12 protein-coding genes are annotated in these 17938 nt (G+C 71.9%); 4 read left to right on the top strand and 8 right to left on the bottom strand.

Annotated features, from left to right (window positions below):
* Positions 1–24: 24 nt before the first annotated feature.
* On the bottom strand, positions 25–2052 hold the full coding sequence (locus tag FLX08_RS16260; RefSeq protein ID WP_167530441.1) for an alpha/beta fold hydrolase: 2028 nt from the start codon (positions 2050–2052) through the stop codon (positions 25–27).
* 270 nt (positions 2053–2322) lie between these two features.
* Positions 2323–3333, bottom strand: a complete 1011-nt coding sequence (locus FLX08_RS16265) for a LacI family DNA-binding transcriptional regulator (protein ID WP_142619689.1) — start codon at positions 3331–3333, stop codon at positions 2323–2325.
* A 264-nt stretch (positions 3334–3597) separates the two neighbouring features.
* Between FLX08_RS16265 and FLX08_RS16270 the strand changes: the two genes are divergently transcribed.
* From FLX08_RS16270 to FLX08_RS16280, 3 genes are all read left to right on the top strand, one after another.
* On the top strand, positions 3598–4974 hold the full coding sequence (locus FLX08_RS16270) for a glycoside hydrolase family 5 protein (RefSeq protein ID WP_142619690.1): 1377 nt from the start codon (positions 3598–3600) through the stop codon (positions 4972–4974).
* Between the two features lie 22 nt (positions 4975–4996).
* Complete coding sequence (locus tag FLX08_RS16275; protein ID WP_167530442.1) at positions 4997–8029, top strand: endo-1,4-beta-xylanase; 3033 nt, start codon at positions 4997–4999, stop codon at positions 8027–8029.
* Between the two features lie 180 nt (positions 8030–8209).
* The gene (locus FLX08_RS16280) at positions 8210–9778 is read left to right on the top strand and encodes a glycoside hydrolase family 43 protein (protein WP_142619692.1); all 1569 of its coding nucleotides are present in this window, start codon (positions 8210–8212) and stop codon (positions 9776–9778) included.
* 46 nt (positions 9779–9824) lie between these two features.
* Here FLX08_RS16280 and FLX08_RS16285 read toward each other — a convergent pair whose 3' ends face one another.
* Complete coding sequence (locus FLX08_RS16285) at positions 9825–10616, bottom strand: SDR family NAD(P)-dependent oxidoreductase (RefSeq protein ID WP_142619693.1); 792 nt, start codon at positions 10614–10616, stop codon at positions 9825–9827.
* A gap of 259 nt (positions 10617–10875) precedes the next feature.
* Here FLX08_RS16285 and FLX08_RS16290 point away from each other — a divergent pair, with 259 nt between their 5' ends.
* Entirely contained in the window at positions 10876–12069 is a 1194-nt protein-coding gene (locus FLX08_RS16290; protein WP_167530443.1) for an NAD(P)/FAD-dependent oxidoreductase, read from the top strand.
* An 88-nt stretch (positions 12070–12157) separates the two neighbouring features.
* Here FLX08_RS16290 and FLX08_RS16295 read toward each other — a convergent pair whose 3' ends face one another.
* From FLX08_RS16295 to FLX08_RS16315, 5 genes are read right to left on the bottom strand one after another with little or no spacing between them, the layout of a single operon-like run.
* Positions 12158–13138, bottom strand: coding sequence for a phosphatidylserine/phosphatidylglycerophosphate/cardiolipin synthase family protein (locus tag FLX08_RS16295; RefSeq protein WP_142619695.1), 981 nt, complete (start codon positions 13136–13138; stop codon positions 12158–12160).
* Positions 13135–14082, bottom strand: a complete 948-nt coding sequence (locus FLX08_RS16300) for an SCO2521 family protein (RefSeq protein WP_142619696.1) — start codon at positions 14080–14082, stop codon at positions 13135–13137. Before FLX08_RS16300 ends, FLX08_RS16295 begins: the two co-directional genes overlap by 4 nt.
* Before the next feature lie 26 nt (positions 14083–14108).
* Positions 14109–15065, bottom strand: a complete 957-nt coding sequence (locus FLX08_RS16305; protein WP_142619697.1) for an SCO2522 family protein — start codon at positions 15063–15065, stop codon at positions 14109–14111.
* Positions 15062–15976 (bottom strand): SCO2523 family variant P-loop protein, encoded by a 915-nt coding sequence (locus FLX08_RS16310; RefSeq protein WP_142619698.1) that lies wholly within the window; start codon positions 15974–15976, stop codon positions 15062–15064. The genes FLX08_RS16305 and FLX08_RS16310 overlap by 4 nt, the downstream gene beginning before the upstream one ends.
* A 1-nt stretch (position 15977) precedes the next feature.
* Positions 15978–17813 (bottom strand): SCO2524 family protein, encoded by a 1836-nt coding sequence (locus FLX08_RS16315; RefSeq protein ID WP_142619699.1) that lies wholly within the window; start codon positions 17811–17813, stop codon positions 15978–15980.
* Between the last annotated feature and the right edge of the window lie 125 nt (positions 17814–17938).

A 17938-nucleotide genomic window follows, 5' to 3' on the forward strand; every position in this document is an offset into this window, starting at 1 on the left:
AATCAGCCCTTAAGGCGGGCTTGATCAAGACAGCAGCCAGCCGTACAGCCAGGCGAGGAACGCGAGGCCGGTCAGGGCGGGGACGATCCGGGCGGCGGCGGCGTTCAACCGGAACGCCTCGACGATCGACAGTCCCGTGGAGACCAGGGCCAGCAGGCCATACCAGGCCAGGGCGTGCGGCACCCCGATCGCGAACGAGGTCCAGTCGCGGACCCCCGACAGGCTCAGCGCCGACAGCGCGCCCAGCGCGATCCCCGCCAGGCCCGCGAGCGCGCTCAGCCCGCCGCCGCGCCTGCGCAGCAGGGAGACCAGTCCCGCGACGAGCTGGACGGCCGACACGAGCAGGAACGCCGCGGGGACGGCCAGCGGGATCGGCGACCGCGACAGCCGGTAGGCCGACGACGTGAGGAGCAGGTCACCCGGACGCACGACGGAGTACGGCGCCGCGCCGGGGTCGCACACGGGCTGCGTCGCGGCCGGGTCGTCGAGGAACGCGGCGATGGTCTGGCGACTGCAGGCGCTCGACAGGAAGACGGCGTGCCCGGCCCCGGCGAACTCGGCGAACCGCGCGCCCGGCACGGCCGACACCGCCTTCTGCGCGGCCTCCGGCGGGGTGGTGGGGTCGAACTGGCCGCCCAGGACCAGGACCGGCGGCGTCGCCCCCTCCGACGACGCTTCCTCCGGCGGCGCCCCTTCCGACGACGCTTCCTCCGGCGGCGCCCCCTCCGATGTCGCTTCCGGTGTCGCTTCCGGTGTCGCTCCGTCCGGCGACGCGGGGTTCGAGGAGGCCGGCGTGACCGGCGTGTGCGGGGTCAGGAGGTCGGCGTCCGGCCGCGCGGCGGGCAGGTCCCAGGCATCGCAGACCGCCTCGTCGACGACCCCTGTGAACAGCCGGGGGCCCCGCGCGTTCCGGAAGGTGTTGTACGGCGTCTCGTCCTGGCACTGGACGGCGTAGTAGAGGCCCCACTCGTGCGAGGTCAGCGCGTCGCCGGCCGCGTCCACCAAAGGCTGCAGCAGTTCGGTGCGCCCGGAGGCGAGCCCGTCCACCAGGGCGGGCACGATCGCGGCCACGCCGGCCTCGTGCAGCGCCTCGCCGAGGATCGTCGCGACGTCGTCCCCGGTGAGCTGCACCGTCAGCCGCTCCCGGGTGAGCGGGTCGCGGGTCTCGTACGTCGCGGGGTGCGCGTTGAGGGCCTTCACCATGGCGTCGAACCGGGCGGCGACCCCCAGCTTGGTCATCGTCGCCGAGAGCGCGGCGGACGACTCGTCGTACCAGCGGGCGCCCGCGGGAAGCAGCGAGTCGAGCACGACACCCCGGGTGCCCTGCGGGTCGCGCGCCGCCGCCAGCAGCATCGGGCGGGTCGAGTAACTGACGCCGAACAGGTACCACCGCGGGTAGCCGAGCGCGGTCCGCAGGTCCACGACGTCGGCGGCGATCTCGGCGGTCCGGTAGCCGCGCAGGTCGACGTTCTCGGCCTCCAGGCGCGACTGGCAGGCCAGCGCCTGCCGGGCGAGCGGGGCGGTCTCGGCCGACGCGGGGCCGGGCGTGCTCAGGGTGTCCACGACCCCGCGGACGATCTCGGGGCAGCTCAGCCTGGGCTCGGAGTAGCGCCCGCCGCGCTGTTCGAGGACGACCACGTCGCGGCCGGGGAACATCCGGGTGAGGAACCCGGTGAGCTGGAGCGAGGCCGATCCCGGCCCGCCGCTCATGTAGACGACGGGGTCGGCCGCCTGTTCCGCGGCAGGCGACGCCCGGTGCACCGCGTAGCCGACCTTGATGGTCCTGCTGTTGGGGACGTCACGCCGCTCGGGGGCGAGGAGATATCCGCAGGTCGTGCCGGACGGCACGGCCACCGGGCAGGGGTGCTCCTCGACCGACGACCCCTCCGCCGACGTGGCCACCCGCCTGCCGGGATCCGCGGACGCCAGAGCGGTCAGCCGTCCACTGGGGACAACGGACGCCGGCGTGATCGACGATCTGCCCGAAACAGCCGACGCCGGGGCGGTCGGCGCGTGCTCCGCGTCGCGTTCCGGCGTGGTCCACGCCGCCACAGCACGCACTGTTCCGGCCTGCACTGTTCCGGCCCGCGCCGTCGCGGCACCGTCGCGGACCGGCGCCGCGAGGGCCGCCGACCCGGAACCTCCCAGAAGCATGAGCGCCGCGGCGAATGCCGTGACGGCCGCTCCACGCGAACTCCGCAACCGTCAGCCCCGTCCCGCGAACCCGGCGATATCCGCAGAAACCTTAGCGTGTTCGTCGGTCATCCCGCCCCCATTCGTCCAAGCCCTCCCATTTTGGACGATCATGGGGGCGTCTCGGCCTCATCGGGGACGTGCGGTGCTCTCCCGGACCACCAGGTCGGTGGACAGCTCGACGCGGCGGGCCTCGGTGTTCTCACCCCGGCCCATGGCGAGCACCATCCGCGCCGCCAGCGCGGCCATCTCCTCAAGGGGCTGGCGCACGGTGGTCAGCGGCGGCCACGCGGACCGGGACAGCGGCAGGTCGTCGAAGCCGACCACGCTGAGGTCCTCGGGCACCCGCAGGCCCCGCTGCCGGGCCGCCTCGAACACGCCGAACGCCTGCATGTCGCTGCCGGCGAAGATGGCGGTCGGGGGCTTGTCCAGCGACAGCAGCGCGTGACCGGCGTCGTGGCCCGAGTTGACCAGGAAGTCGCCGTAGCGGATGAGCTCGGGGTCGATGGACACCCCGGCGGTCTCCAGCGCGGCACGGTAGCCGTCGATCCTGGCCCGGCTGCACAGCATGTCGGGCGGACCGCCGATCATCCCGATCCGGGTGTGGCCGAGGTCGAGAAGGTGGCGCGTGGCCGCGAGGCCGCCGTGCCAGTTGGTCGCGCCGACCGACGCCACACCGGGCGGCGGCTCGCCCTCGGGGTCGACGACGACGAACGGGATCGATCGGGCGCTGAGCTGGCCCTGCTGACGCACCGAGAGCCGGGAGCTGACGATGATCACGCCGTCGGTGCGCCGCGCCGCGATGCGCTCCAGCCAGTCACGGCCGGGGCCCGCGTGCGTGTGCAGCACGGAGATCACCACGCTCGCGGCGGCCTCGTGCGCCGCCTGCTCGGCCCCGCGCACCAGCTCCATGGCCCACGGGCTCTCGATCTCGGCGAAAACCAGGTCCAGTAAACCGACCGGGCCGTCGCCCTGTCCCGTCCTGCGCTGGTAGCCGTGTTTCTGCAGGAGGCGTTCCACTCGCTGACGGGTCTCCGGCGCCACCTCGGGACGGCCGTTGATCACCTTGGACACGGTCGGAACGGAGACTCCGGCCTCCTCCGCTATCTGGGCGATGGTCACCCGCCTCTTCACTGGCATGATGCAGATCGTAGCCGAAAGTTTCGGGATACCTGAACCGGTTCCCCCTGATGAGACGTCAGACTGCTGTGATCAAGCCGTGAGCGCCCTTGACGCTTAACCTCAGCTTTACTTATTCTCCGGACCACGAAACATTCGGATATTGACCGAAACTTTCAGCGTGACTGCCAACGGCGGGTAGCGGGGGAGGAGACGGGGCCGACGCCCTCCGGCCGCGCCGCCCGAACTCGAGGATTCGCCGGTTTCGGGGATTGAGGAGAGTCGATGACGCTGCTGCGCGTGTCCGGATCCCGGCTGGTGGACGAGGCGGGCAACACGGTCAGGCTGCGGGGAACCGGCCTGGGCGGCTGGCTCAACATGGAGAACTTCATCACCGGCTACCCGGCCGACGAGTCCTCGATGCGCGCGGCGGTGCGGGGGGTGCTCGGCGAGGAACGCTACGAGATGTTCTTCGACCGCTTCCTGACATCGTTCTTCACAGAGGCCGACGCCGACCTCCTGCGGGACGTCGGCGTCAACTGCGTGCGGATCCCGGTGAACTACCGCCACTTCGAGGCGGACGACCGGCCGATGGAGATCAACGAACGCGGCTTCCGCCACCTCGACCGGGTGATCGGGATGCTCGGGGAGCGGGGCGTCTACAGCGTCATCGACCTCCACGCGCTTCCCGGGGCCCAGAACCAGCACTGGCACTCCGACAACCCCACCCACGTCGCCTCCTTCTGGCGGCACCGGCACTTCCAGGACCGGGCGGTCCACCTGTGGGAGGTCATGGCCGACCGCTACAAGGACGACCCGTGGGTGGCGGGCTACAACCCGATCAACGAGCCGGCCGACCCGAGCGGCCAGGTGGTCGGGCCCTTCTACGACCGGCTGGTCAAGGCGCTGCGCGCCGTCGACCCCGCCCACGTGCTGTTCCTCGACGGGAACACCTACTCGACCGACTTCTCGGTGTTCCGCGAGGTCTACGAGAACACCGTGTTCGTCTGCCACGACTACGCGCTGGCCGGTTTCGCCCACGGCGGGCCGTACCCGGGGTACACCCGGGGCGAGTGGTGCGACCGCGAGGAGCTGGAGCGCGCCTTCGCCCGCCGCACCGCCTTCCAGCGGGAGACCGGCACGCCGATCTGGGTCGGCGAATTCGGGCCCGTCTACTCCGGCGACCCACTGGTGGACGAGCAGCGCTACCAGATCCTGCGCGACCAGCTGGAGATCTACGACGCGCACGAGGCCGGCTGGTCGATCTGGACCTACAAGGACGTCGGACTGCAGGGCCTGGTCGGCGCGGGCGGGTCCTACATGGAGCGGTTCGGGCCGTTCATGGAGAAGAAGAAGCGGCTCGGCGCCGACCGGTGGGGCTCGACGATGGAGGAGACGGCGAGCGAGCTGGCGCCGCTGCACCGGTTGATCGACACGGAGTTCCCGTCCTGGGACCCTTACCCGTGGGGCGCCCGCTACCAGACCGACGACCTCATCCGGCACATTCTGATCGCCCAGGCGCTGCTGCCGGAGTATGCCGAGCTGTTCCGCGGGCTGGACGACGACGAGCTGCTCGCGCTCGCCGACTCCTTCGCCCTGTCGAACTGCACCCGGCGTGAGCCCCTCATCCGGCTTCTCACCGACAACCTGGCCGCGCGCTAGCGCGGAACGAGGAGACCCCCCGATGCGCAGCCTCCTTCACCGGGCGGCCGCGGTGGTCCTGCGTTCGCTTGCAGTACGGCCCGCTGCCGCGGCCGTCCTGTGCCTGTTCGCGGGACTGCCGGTGGTCGCGGCGAGTGCGACATCCGCTCACGCCGCGGCCGTGCAGGTCGCGAAGTACGACTTCGAAGACGGCACCACCCAAGGATGGGGGCCCAGAGGCGACGGGGTCGAGGTCGGCGCGGCCTCGGACGCCGCGCACTCGGGGTCGGGCTCCCTGCTCACCTCCGGCCGCACCGCCACCTGGCACGGGGCGTCCATCGGCCCGCCCTTCCAGAAGGGCGTCACGTACCAGGTCACGGCGTACGCCCGGATGGTGAGCGGGGAGCCGTCGAGCACGATCGCGCTGACCGTGCAGCGCACACCCGACGGCGGCGAGACCACCTACGAACGCGTGGCCGCCGCGACCGTGACCGACGACGGCTGGGCCGAGCTGTCGGGCACCTACTCCTTCAGCGCCGACTCCACCGGCCTGCAGCTCTACGCCGAGAGCTCCGAGGCCACCGCCGCCTACTACATCGACGACATCGTCATCACCTCCGACACCGATCCCACGCGCTCGGGCCTGAGCACCGACTTCGAGACCGGCACGGCGCAGGGCTGGTCGCCGCGCGCCTCGGCGTCCCTGACGGCCACGACCGACGTCGCGCACGGCGGCGCCCACAGCCTCGCGGTGACGAACCGGTCCGACACCTGGGACGGCCCGGCGATCAGCGTGCTCGGCAAGATGGCCAAGGGATCGAAGTACACGCTGTCGGCCTGGGTGCGGCTCGGCCCGGACACGTCCTCGGGCAACCTCGGCCTGTCGATCGAGCGCCGGACGAACGGCACCCCGAGCTACGAGCGGGTGGCCGCGCCCAAGGCGATACCGGCGGGGCAGTGGGTGGAGCTGACCGGCACCTACACGCTCGCGTACGACGTGGACTTCCTCAGCGTCTACGTGGAGTCCGACGCCGGCACGTTCCCCTTCAATCTGGACGACTTCACGCTGACGTACGTCGAGCCCAAGCCGATCCAGACGGACATCCCCTCGGCCAAGGACGAGGTGCCGTTCACGCTGGGGGCCGCGATCTCCCGCGCGCAGACGCTCGGCGAGCACGGCGACCTGCTGCTCAAGCACTTCGGCGGGGTCACCCCCGGCAACGCCCTCAAGTGGGACGCGACCGAGCCTAGCGAGGGCGGGTTCACCTTCGGCGAGGGCGACTACCTGGTGAACTACGCCGTCGAGCACGGCCTCACGTTCCGCGGGCACACGCTCGCCTGGCACAGCCAGACGCCCGACTGGGTGTTCAAGGACGGCGACCGCGACCTCACCGCCTCGCCGGCGGACAAGGCGCTGCTGCTGACGCGGCTGGTGAACCACGTGAAGACGCTGGTCGGCCGCTACAAGGGCAAGATCGCGGTCTGGGACGTGGTCAACGAGGTGGTGGACGAGAACCAGCCCGACGGCCTGCGCCGGTCGAAGTGGTTCCAGATCACCGGCCTCGACTTCATCCGCACGGCCTTCCGCGTCGCGCACGAGACCGACCCGGCGGCCAAGCTGTTCATCAACGACTACAACACCGAGTTCCCGCGCAAGCGTGAGGCGCTGTACGCCCTGGTGAAGAAGCTGAAGGCCGAGGGCGTGCCCATCGACGGCGTCGGCCACCAGCTCCACCTCAACATCGAGCAGCCGCCCGCCTCAGAGGTCGAGGCCACCATCGAGAAGTTCGCCACGCTCGGGGTGGACCAGCAGGTCACCGAGCTGGACGTGAGCGTCTACCCCGACTTCGTCTCCACCTACGACGAGGTGCCGGCCGAAGTGCTCGCCGAGCAGGGCTACCGCTACAAGGAGCTGTTCGACGTCTTCCGCAGGCACAAGAGCCAGATCAGCTCCGTCACCGTGTGGGGCCTGGCCGACGACGACACGTGGCTGTCGACCTTCCCGATCACCCGGCTGAACGCCCCGCTGCTGTTCGACGACGAGCTCCAGGCCAAGCCGGCCTACTGGGGCGTCGTGGACCCGGCGAAGCTGCCGCCGCTGGTGCGCCGGCTGGAGGCCCCCGCGGCGAAGCCGAAGGTGGACGGCAAGCGCGAGCTCGAATGGGACCTGCTGCCCGACACCCCGATCGCCCGCGTCGGCGACGTGTCCGCCGCGTTCCAGGCCCGCTCGTCGGCCACGTGCCTGTACGTCCTGGCCGAGGTGCGCGACGCGAGCGACGACCGCGGCGACAAGGTCACGTTCACCGTGGACGGCACGCCGTACGCCGTCCGGCGCGACGGCGGCCACCCGCACGGCGTCGAGGCGGCCGTGAAGAAGACGAAGGACGGCTACCTGGTGGAGGCGCGGCTCCCGATCGGGACCGGCGTCACCGTGGCGGTCGCGGACGCCTCCGGCGGCTCGCAGACCTCCTGGACCGGGAAGATCACGGCCACGCCCGCGGTGAAGCTGACCGCCGCGCCCAAGGGCCGTCCGGTGGTCGACGGTGTCGTCGACCCGGCCTGGAAGGCCGCGCCGGAGATCCGCACCGCCACCTGGATCCAGGGCACGTCGGGGGCGACCGCGCGGGCCCGGGCGCTGTGGAACGGCGACACGCTCTATCTGCTGGCGCAGGTCGCCGACCCCACGCTCAGCGAGCAGTCGGCCAACCCGTGGGAGCAGGACTCCGTCGAGTTCTTCGTCGACCCCGGCAACGGCAAGACCAGAGGCTACGGCGACGACGACGGCCAATATCGGATCGGCTTCTCCGGAAAGACGTCGGCCGGAGGCCCGCTCGACCCCGCCGCCATCGCGGGCAACCTGACGGCCGCGGCCAAGGTCGTGCCCGGCGGCTACGTGATCGAGGCCGCCGTGAAGCTGCCCACGATCACGCTGCGGGACGGCACGCTGCTCGGCTTCGACGTCCAGGTCAACGACGCCACGGGCGCCGCCAGGACCGGCGCGGTCACCTGGAGCGACGCCACCGGGCAGGGATACCGGGACACGAGCCACTGGGGGGTGCTCCAGCTGCGGCACTGAACCTTACAGACCGAGCTCGCACACCTGAGCTCCGGCACGGGACGGGAGCCCGGAGCCCGGCAGACGGGGCCTGGCGCAGGGAGGCCCCGCGCTGAAAGGCTCTGGCGCACCATGCCGGTGCCGGACGGCCCGGTTCCCCGCTCGGGGAACCGGGCCCGTCACGTTTCGAGGAAGGGACGAATGATCGACGAAGTCGGCGGGTGGGAGTACCGGAACCCCGTCATCCCCGGATTCCACCCCGACCCATCGGTGTGCCGGGTGGGTGACGACTACTACCTGGTGACCTCCAGCTTCGAGTGGTTCCCCGGCGTGCCCGTCTTCCACAGCCGCGACCTGGTCAACTGGCGGCAGCTCGGGCATGTGCTCGACCGCCCGTCGCAGCTCGACCTGGACGGCGTGCGGCCCTCGGGAGGCGTCTACGCCGCCACGATCCGCCACCACGACGGCCTCTTCTACGTCGTCACCACGCTGGTCGACGGGCGGGGCAACTTCATCGTCACCGCCGCCGACCCCGCGGGCCCCTGGAGCGAGCCCCGATGGCTGCCGGGCACCCGCGGGATGGACCCCTCGCTGCTGTTCGACGACGACGGCCGGCTCTGGTTCACCGGCACCAGGGAGAAGGAGGCGGCCCGCTATCCGGGCGAGACCGAGGTCTACCTCCTGGAGCTCGACCCGGCCACGCTGGAGCCGCGCGGCGAGGAGCACGTCGTCTGGGAGGCCGTCCAGCGGGGCGCCGTGTGGTGCGAGGGACCACACCTCTACAAGATCGGCGGCAGGTACCACCTGCTGACCTCCGAGGGCGGCACGTCCTACGACCACGCGGTCGTGGTCGCCAGGGCCGACCACGTCACCGGGCCGTACGAGCCGAACCCGCGCAACCCGATCCTCACCCACCGGCATCTCGGCCTCGCACACCCCATCGCGTGCACGGGCCACGCCGACCTGGTGGAGACCCAGAACGGCGAGTGGTGGATGGTGCTGCTGGCCACGCGCCCGTACGGCACGCCGGGCGACCTCGGCACCGGCAACCTGAGAGGCGACAACCTGGGCAGGGAGACGTTCCTCACCCGGGTCCACTGGGAGGACGGCTGGCCGGTCGCCGCGCAGGTCGAGCCCGTGGCCGCCGGACCGGCGCTGCCCGAGCACCGCTGGCCCGCCGTCCCCGCCTGCGACCACTTCGACGGCGACCGGCTCTCGCCCGTCTGGAACCACCTGCGCACGCCGCGCACGCCCTACTGGAGCCTGGGCGACAGCCGCCTGCGGCTGCGGCTGCGGCCCGAGACGCTGGCCCAGCGGGTCAACCCGAGCCTGATCGTCCGCAGGCAGCAGCACATGGACTTCGCCGTCCACGCCGCGCTCGACTTCCTGCCCGGGGCGGGGGAGTGCGCCGGGCTCGCGCTGGTGCAGAACGACGACCACCACGTGCTGCTCGTGCGCACCGCGCGCGGCCTGGAACTCGTCCGCAGGAAGGCGGGCGGCGACGACCTGCTCGCCTCCGTACGGGTGCCCGGGCAGCGGAGGCTGTATCTCGGCGTGGAGGCGCGCGGGCAGGCCTACCAGGCCAGGTACGCCGTGGCGGCGGGGGAGTGGATCGACCTCGGCGACCCCGTGGACGGCAGGATCCTCAGCAGCGCCGTGGCCGGCGGCTTCACCGGCGCCTACGTCGGCATGTACGCCAGCTCGAACGGCCGCCCCAGCTCCAACATCGCCGCGTTCGACTGGTTCGAGTATCTGCCGCTCTGCCCGTGAACCGGCCGACGCCGCCCTGGCGATCCGGCCGTGATTCGGCTGTGCTTCAGCCTATGACGCGGCGCAAGGCGGAGCCGGCCGCCCGCACGGCCAGGGCGGGCGAGAGCCGTACGGCCCGCCAGGTGGCGCGGGCGGACGCGGGCGCGACGATGAGCGCCTGGTTCCTGGCCACGCCGCGCAGCACGTCGCCGGCGAGCGACTCCACGGGATACAGGCGCCCCTGGGCCCGCACGGCCACCGTCCGGGCGTGCCGCCCGATCTCGGTCTGCGGGAGCCCGGGGTTGGCGTTGTCCAGCAGCGGGGTGTCGGTGAAGCCGGGGCAGACCACGCTGACCCGCACGCCGTGCGCCGCCGCCTCGGCCCGCAGCGCGAGCGACAGCCCGACGACGGCGTGCTTGGTGGCCGTGTAGGGCAGCATCATGGGCGCGGGGGTCAGTCCGGCCAGCGACGCGGTGTTGACGATGTGCCCGTAGCCCTGCTCGACCATGAGCGGGTACGCCGCGTGCACGCCGTGGACCACCCCGCGCAGGTTCACGTCGATCGTCCGGTTCCAGTGGTCGAGCGTGAACTCCTCGGCATGGCCGCCCACCGCGATGCCGGCGTTGTTGAACAGGAAGTCGAGCCGCCCGTGCTCGGCGGCCACCCCGGTGACCAGGTCCCGCACGGCCTGCGCGTCGGAGACGTCGCACACGGCGCCCGCGCAGCCGAGCTCCGCGGCGGCGTCTTCGGCTCCCCGGACGTCGGCGATCGTGACGTGGACGCCGCGCCGTACGAGCCCGGCGGCGACGGCCCGCCCGATCCCCGACGCCCCGCCCGTGACGACGGCGGTCTTCCTCACGCGTTTCCCCTCGCTTGAGCCTTCGGCTCATCCCGGATGCCCATCGACCGCCACAAACGACGGCTGGTCGGGTTCATCATGCCCAGATCGGTGCAAAGCTCTCGTGCCGGCGCGTCGCAGGTCTTGCGCGACTCGGCGGATTTCCCCGCCGCCAAGATTTTCGCGCGGTACAGTTCGGCGAGGTCACCCGTGTGTGGCCTTCATGAACGGCCCTCCCTCGCCTACTGTCGAAGCGAGGGGACGGCGAATTGGAGCCCGCGTGCCTGAGTCCTGTGACGTCGTGATCATCGGTGGTGGCGTGGTCGGCTGCGCGATCGCGCACAGGCTCGCCCAGCGCGGCACGAGCGTGGTGCTCGTGGACGCGGGGCAGCGTCTCGGGCTGGGCGCCTCGGACGGCGCGATGGGCGGCATCCTGACCCAGACGGAGCCCTCCTGCCTCGGCCCGCTCAGCAGCGTCATCAAGCGCAGCCGCGACGCCTACCCCCAGTGGCTGGAGGAGATCCACGCCGCCTCGGGCGTCGAGGTCCCGGTGCTGGACGGCGGCGACATCCAGGTCGCTCTCGACGAGGCCGAGATGGAGCGCCTGGAGACCAGGGTGCTGCCGCAGTGGAAGAACTCGCCGTTCGCCGTCGAGCGGCTGACGGCGGCCGACGCCAGGAGCCTCGAACCGCTGCTGAGCGAGCGCGTCGTCGGCGGCTTCCTGCTGTCTGAGGAGCTCGCGCTCGATCCGAGGGTGCTCATGGCCGCCCTGGCGACGGCCGTGCTGTCGGGGAGCACGCCGATCCGGGTGCTCTGTGCGGTCCGCGCCACCGCCCTGCGGACCGGGCCCCGCGGTGTCGAGGTGGAGCTCCACGACGGCCGCCGGGTGTCGGCGGAGCAGGCCGTCGTCGCGGCCGGCCACCTGAGCGGGGTCTTCCTGCCGCGCCACCGCGACCACCTGTTCCCCATCAAGGGCGTGGCCTTCGACGTCCGCCCGCCCGGGGCCGTCACCTACCCGCTGCGCCACCACATCTTCGCGGAGATCAAGGAGGACGGCCGGGAGTACTTCCCCTATCTCGTCCCCCGCCACGACGGCAGGGTGGCCGTCGGCGTCACCTACGAGGAGAACGTGGGGGACGTGACGGTGACCGCCGCGGCGATCGAGGAGATCCGGCGAGGCGTCGCCGCCCTGATGCCCAAGGCGGCCACCTGGCCGGTCGGCCGGCGCTGGGCCGGACTGCGGCCGGGCAGCGCCGACCACATGCCCATCATCGGCCACGTGGACGACCACGGCCGGGTCGTGGCGGCGACCGGCCACAGCGGCCTCGGCATCACGCTCGCCCCCGTCACAGCCGAGCTGGTGGCGGCCCTGGTCGGCGGGACCCCCGACGCCCGCGAGAAGGACCTGCTCGCCGTCTGCCGGCCCGACCGCCCCTTCCCGCCCGCGCCGGCTCCGTCCGCTCCGCCCGCGTAAACGTCGCCCGCGCCGCCGGTGTCGTCCGCGCCGCTCCTGCCCCCGTGAGTGTCGCCTACGCCGCCGGTGTCGCCCGCCTAAGCGTCGGCTACGCCGCCGGGGTCGCGGCCTCCCACAGCTCGGCGAACCGTTCGGCCCGCTCGCGCACCCGCTCCTGGTCCTGTACCAAGACCGTGCTGTGGATCACCGGGGCGATGCCGTCGCCGACCTGGGGGGCGGGGTTGGACTCGTAGTAGACGACCCCGTCGAACAGGATGAAGTCGGACAGCGAGCCGCGCAGCAGAGGCGGCGCGTCGGAGAGCAGGAGCGTGCGCACCTCGATCCCGACCGTGGTCTGCCACTTCCACACCCGGCGGAACGCCTCGGAGTCGAGCCGCTCGGAACGATCCACCACGAACACGCGGCGCACCCGCGCCCCACGCTGGACGAGGTCGCGCTGGAGCTTGACGTAGCGCTGCCCGAGGTCCGTGTGCCAGAAGCCGCCCTCGAACTCGGTGTCGCGGGCGTCCACACTGGTCAGGCTGATCGCGTCGAGACTGACCCGGGCGTTGCGCGCGAGCCCGAGCAGCCAGTCGCGGTCCTCGCCCTCGTACAGTGCGTACCTGCCGTCGGACAGCTCGCCGAGGAACTTCGCCATCCGGGTGACCTCGTGGTGCACCAGGCTCTTGACGAGGCCGGGCATGTCGTCACGGATCTTGGCGGCGTTCTGCACCAGCTCGGCCACACCCCTGGTCTCCAGCGCGGACATCTCCACGACGCCGAACAGCTTGCTCGCCTCGTTGATCTTGGAGAAGCTGTCGGCCACCAGGTTGTGGGTCTTCGTGTGCTGCCTGCGCTGCTCCTGCAGCACGGTTTCGAGCTGGTCGTCCACGTCCGCGAGGAACTGCACGACGAAGACGACGCCGCTGATGAACGTCGCGAGCAGCAGGCTCCACAGGTCCTCGTTCTGCCCGTGGATGAGCGCGTTGCTCACCAGATAGCTCACGCCGCCCACGAGCACCGTCACGAGGACCTTGCGCACGATCCTCGGGACGAGCGACGGGGGCGGCTCGGGTGTTGCTTCGGTCACGGTGACCTCCGTCCGGCTTCGGCGGTCGCACTCAGCAGGGCAAGGGTGTTCATCGCGACCTGGTCGCGGACCCGGTCGACCAGGGAACGCCACTGCCGGGTGAACCCCGGCCGCCGCTCCAGGCTCTCCCAGAACGGCGTCATCCACTCCTCCACCCGGGCGGCGGGCATCCACAGGTGCATGAGGTGGTCGATGGCCGGCGCCAGGCGGGCCACGGCCTGCGCGCCCGGAGTGCCGCCGATCCGCGCCCGCTCGACGATGACGAGCAGCGACGTCAGCAGCCAGTCGTGCGTCGCCAGGTCCTCGCACAGGTCGACCACGGCGGGGGTGAACGGGCCGGGATGCGTCAGGCGCAGCGTCCGCTCCTGCTCGGCGTGCAGGGTGAAGCGGATCGACGGCTCGCCGGTCTCGGCCACCCACCGCAGGTTCGTGCGCGGGATCTTGAAGGGGGCCCGGCGGTCCAGCAGCGGGGACTGCTGCACGAGGTCGAGGAAGCGGCCGCTGACGGCGCCCAGGTCGAGGCAGGCGCCGTCGGGGCGGCCGGGCACGGTGTCGCCGGTGAACCCTTCGGCGAGGTCGGCCGCCTTCACCTTGCCGAGGACCTCCACGACCCCCGGACGGGCCAGGTAGTGCGACCAGGGGAGCCTGCGGTCGGCCTCCGAGCGCACCACCCGGGCGTACGACGACCCCTGGGCCACCCGGCCCCCCGTCACCGCGCAGCGGGACACCACCGTGCCGACGCCCCTCACCCGGGAGCGGGACGCGGTGGGCAGCGCGCAGTCCACGCCTGTCAGCCGCTCCGGCGACAGCGCGTGGACGATGGGACGGCGGGAGACGCGCACGGTCTCCCCGGCCATGAGCCCGAGCACCTGACGGCACGTCGACTCGGAGATCTCCCCGGAGTTCTGCAGTAGCCCGGTGTGGACCTCCCCCATCACCAGCATCGGGCCGTCCTCACAATCGAAACCCCTCAGACGAAGACGTAGGAAATGCGGTCGACGAGCTCCTCTTCGAGCCGGATTCCCTCGCCCTCGCTCCGGGTGGCGACCTGCCGCAGGACCTCGTCGTCCACGGCGAACTGGCTCAGGATCGTGCGTACGGCCAGCTCGACGGGCAGGAACCGGGGGGAGAGGACGGACAGTGTGGTGTACGCGCTGAACGGCGCGGCCTGAGGGTTGAGCCGGACGACCGCGGGCAGTTCGTCCCAGTCGCGGGGCCAGCCGCCGTCGAGGGCGACCGGCGGGAGCGGCACGCGGCCGTCGCTGCGCAGCAGCCCCAGCCGCAGGAGCTGCCAGACGGCCGCGAGAAAGGGGCACGACCAGGTGCGCCGCGGCCCCTTCTCGTCCCACAACTCGACGTCCACGAAGATCGAGTGGCCGCGTTTGGCGTTCTGCGCGGGAGGCTCCCACGGCCGGGCCTTCCCCATCGCCTGCAGCGGCGCGGTGCGGGGCGAGCGCGAGCCGTTGCACAGCCAGCCCGTCTCCTTCACCGGGGGGCGCGAGCCGTCGGTCTCCGGCGGCGGGTCGTCCACGAGCCGGTCCTCCACCAGCCGGGCCAGCTCGACGCCGCCCGATTGGGCGCAGGCCGACTCGCGGGCCAGGTAGTCGATGGTCAGGTCGTGCTCGGCCGCCGCCTCCAGGACCATCGGGACCAGCTCGGCCGGGGTGCTGAAGCGGCTGAAGTAGTCGTCCACGAGAAAGCAGGTGCTCACCCGGGCCCGGCCTCCCGGCACCCGCTCCTGCCAGAGGGAGCGGACCGTGGCGAGCCACGGCGCGACCCTGCGGAACTGCTCGCGCAACCGGTCGGGGCCCGCCTCGTAGTCCTCCATGTAGAGGTGCCCGAGCTCGACGGACACGTGGGAGAGGGGCACGGAGGCGATCCTGCGCTCGGCCGCCACCTCGCCGAACGTCGCGTGCACCGGCGTCACAAGCCCTCCCACGCGCTGTCGTCGACGATCTTCTTGGCGAGCTCCTCGAACGCGGCGGCGGTCTCCGCGTTCGCGATCTTGCTGGCCAGCACGTCCTCGTCGGTGATCAGCTGCTCGCGCCACTGGAGGACCGGGTCCAGCGGGATCTTGCCGAGCATGGCCGTACGGCCGACGCCGTGGCGGCCGGCCAGCTCGCGCAGCTCGCTGTCGCACGCGCTCAGCCAGGCCCGCTGCTCGTCGCGCAGCCCGACGAGCTCCGCCGCGTCCGGTTCGAGCACGGCCGTGCGCACGAAGCGGATGCGGTCGCGCAGGTCCTCGGCGTCGTGGCCGAACCGGATGCCGACGTCGAGCAGCCCGTCGGCGCCGGTGACGAGCCCGTCGGCCGCGATGATGTGCTGGCGCGTCCATCGATGGAAGACCAGCCACCGGAACGGGATCGCGGGCATCCGCACGGTCGCCGCCAGGACCAGCTCCGCGGTGAACGACCGGCCCGCGCTGACGTCGATCATGCAGAGGTCGAACTCCTCGTCCAGCCGCCCGAGCAGCTGGACGCAGCGGCCGACGACCTCGTCGGTGAGGGCCGACAGCTCGCCGCCGCCCTCGCTGCCCGGCAGCAGCACGAGCCGTCCCGCGCCGGGCGGGCGGGCCCGCAGCCCCTCGCGGTCGGACTCGGCCCACACGTCCACCCGCCGCGGCTGGGGGCACTCGCCCCGCAGGTAGTGGTGCAGGCCGTTCTCCCGGGTGCCGCGGGCGACCGAGCTGACGCTGAAGATGGCCCCCGCGGTCGGCGAGCCGAAGTCGAAGTCGAGATAGCAGACGTCGTTGCCCTGCAGGGCATGGCGGTACACGATGTTGGTGCCGGTGACCGAGCGCCCGGTGCCGCCCTTGTCGGAGATCGCGAAGACGAGCATCTCAGATCGCCTCCGACGCGCTGTCGCGGGCGGCGGACAGCCGTTCGAGGCCGAGCAGGGCGTCGTTGATGAGCGCCTGGGCGGTGGCCGGCCGGTCGCTGACGATCGCCCTGGCCCGCTGCAGGGACGCCTGGATCGAGCGCAGCTTGGGCTGGATCGTCTGGCCGCCCACCAGGGGCCGGGTGACCAGCTCCTGGTCGAGCAGGTGCTCGGCCTCCCCGAGCATCTGGAGCGCCAGCTCGACGAGCTGGGGGCTGCGCAGCGGCGGCTCCCCGCTGGAGGACGCGGCGGCGACGAGGAATTCGACGACCCGCTCGCTGAAATACCAGGACGGCTCCTCGTCGCGCGCCTCGATGTCGGCGAAGACGTTGCCCGGCTGGTCCCACAGGCCGGCGGCCGGGCCGTCGGCGTGGCGGCGCAGCATGATGTGCCGCCAGATCTGGTCGGCGAGGGCGAGCAGCCGCTCGCGCATCCCGGTGTTCTGCGCGATGGAGGCGGCCCAGATGGTGCGTTTCAGCAGCGTGATGGCGAAGTCGGAGACGACCCAGAGCAGGTGGGGGCCGAGCGCGTCGCTGCCGTGCAGGTTGATCGGGACGCCGGGGGAGTGCATGAGCACGGGCGGGTCGCCCGGCACCGCCCTGCGGATGATCCTTGCGCGGATGGCCAGCTCCTCCAGCACGGCGGCGACTCGGCCGAGGTCGACGTCGGCCGCCCGGTTGTTGACCAGGCTCTGCACGACCATGGCGGTGACGCCGAGGCTGTAGTAGTCCGACTCCTTCTCGTCGACCGTCCGCCAGGGGATGTCCTCCAGCGGCCAGGTGCCCCGTCCGTACGTCGCGATGGTGCGCCAGTAGGACTGGGTGAGGTCCCAGCGGCGCTGGATGGCCTGGGCGAGGGTGATCTGGTCGTCGCTGAGCAGGCTCAGGACGCGGGTGCGGGCGGAGAACAGGTCGGCGATGCCGACGAGGGCGTTGACGGTGAAGTAGAGGAACGGCGTGTCGGCGGCCACGCCCATGGGCTGGGGACCGATGTCGAGCGGCGTGGCGATGTCGGGGGCGTCCTTCACGATGCCCCACGTCCATCCGCACTCGAACAGCAGGTTCTCGTTGTCGAGGTCCACCTGGCTGCCCGACCCGATCGTCAGGTCGCGCAGGCCGGCGCGTACGGGCCGCAGCTCACGCCGCAGGTCTTCGAGCACGCGGCGGGTGGGCGCGCCGGTCTGGTTCACGGTGCGCAGCAGCGCGCGGCCCGCTGTGGATCCGGGGTCGAACGCGTTGACCGTGAAGCTGCGCAGCAGGCCCACCATCGCGGCCGACAGCCGCTTGCTGGCCAGGTCCTCCAGCTCGCGGATCTCGCGGCGGATCGACTCGCGCCGCACGCTCTGGCGGAAGACCTTCAGGAAGCCGAGTGTGCCGAGCGCGAGCGTGACCGACATCGAGAAGGAGTCGACCACGTCGAGCTGGAGCTGCTCGGGGGTGACCTTCGTCTCGTCGTCCAGCGGCCGGAAGTAGGTGCCGCCGGAGAACAGGGGCCGCCCGTCCTCTGCGGTGTAGGTGCGCAGATACTGGCCGATGACCCGCAGCATCAGCTTGGGGATCTCCACCGAGTCGCCCAGGACCGTGAGCGCGGCCAGCACGTCGTCGGCGGTCTCGTCCGGCGTGTCCAGGCGGAAGCCCGGCAGTTCGGAGGCCGGATACATGAAGCACAGAAGCTGCTCGGCGTCGGAGATGGAGTTCGACCCGTCGCGGCCGCCCCACATCCATACGTCGTCCCGGTAGGAGGCGCGCGCTGCCGCCTCCCACAGCTCCAGAAGCTGCTGTCGCGGCTGGAGTTTCATCCGTGGCCCTCTCTGCGCTGCGCCGTGCGCGCCTTCTTCCACGCTTCCGTGGAGAAAAGCACGCTCGTGTGGCCGGGCGGGACCGAGGCCGGGGTCCCCAGACCCTCCCTAGGGGTTTCCTTTTC

The sequence above is a fragment of the Microbispora hainanensis genome (genome assembly GCF_006874475.1).
Lineage (GTDB): Bacteria > Actinomycetota > Actinomycetes > Streptosporangiales > Streptosporangiaceae > Microbispora > Microbispora hainanensis.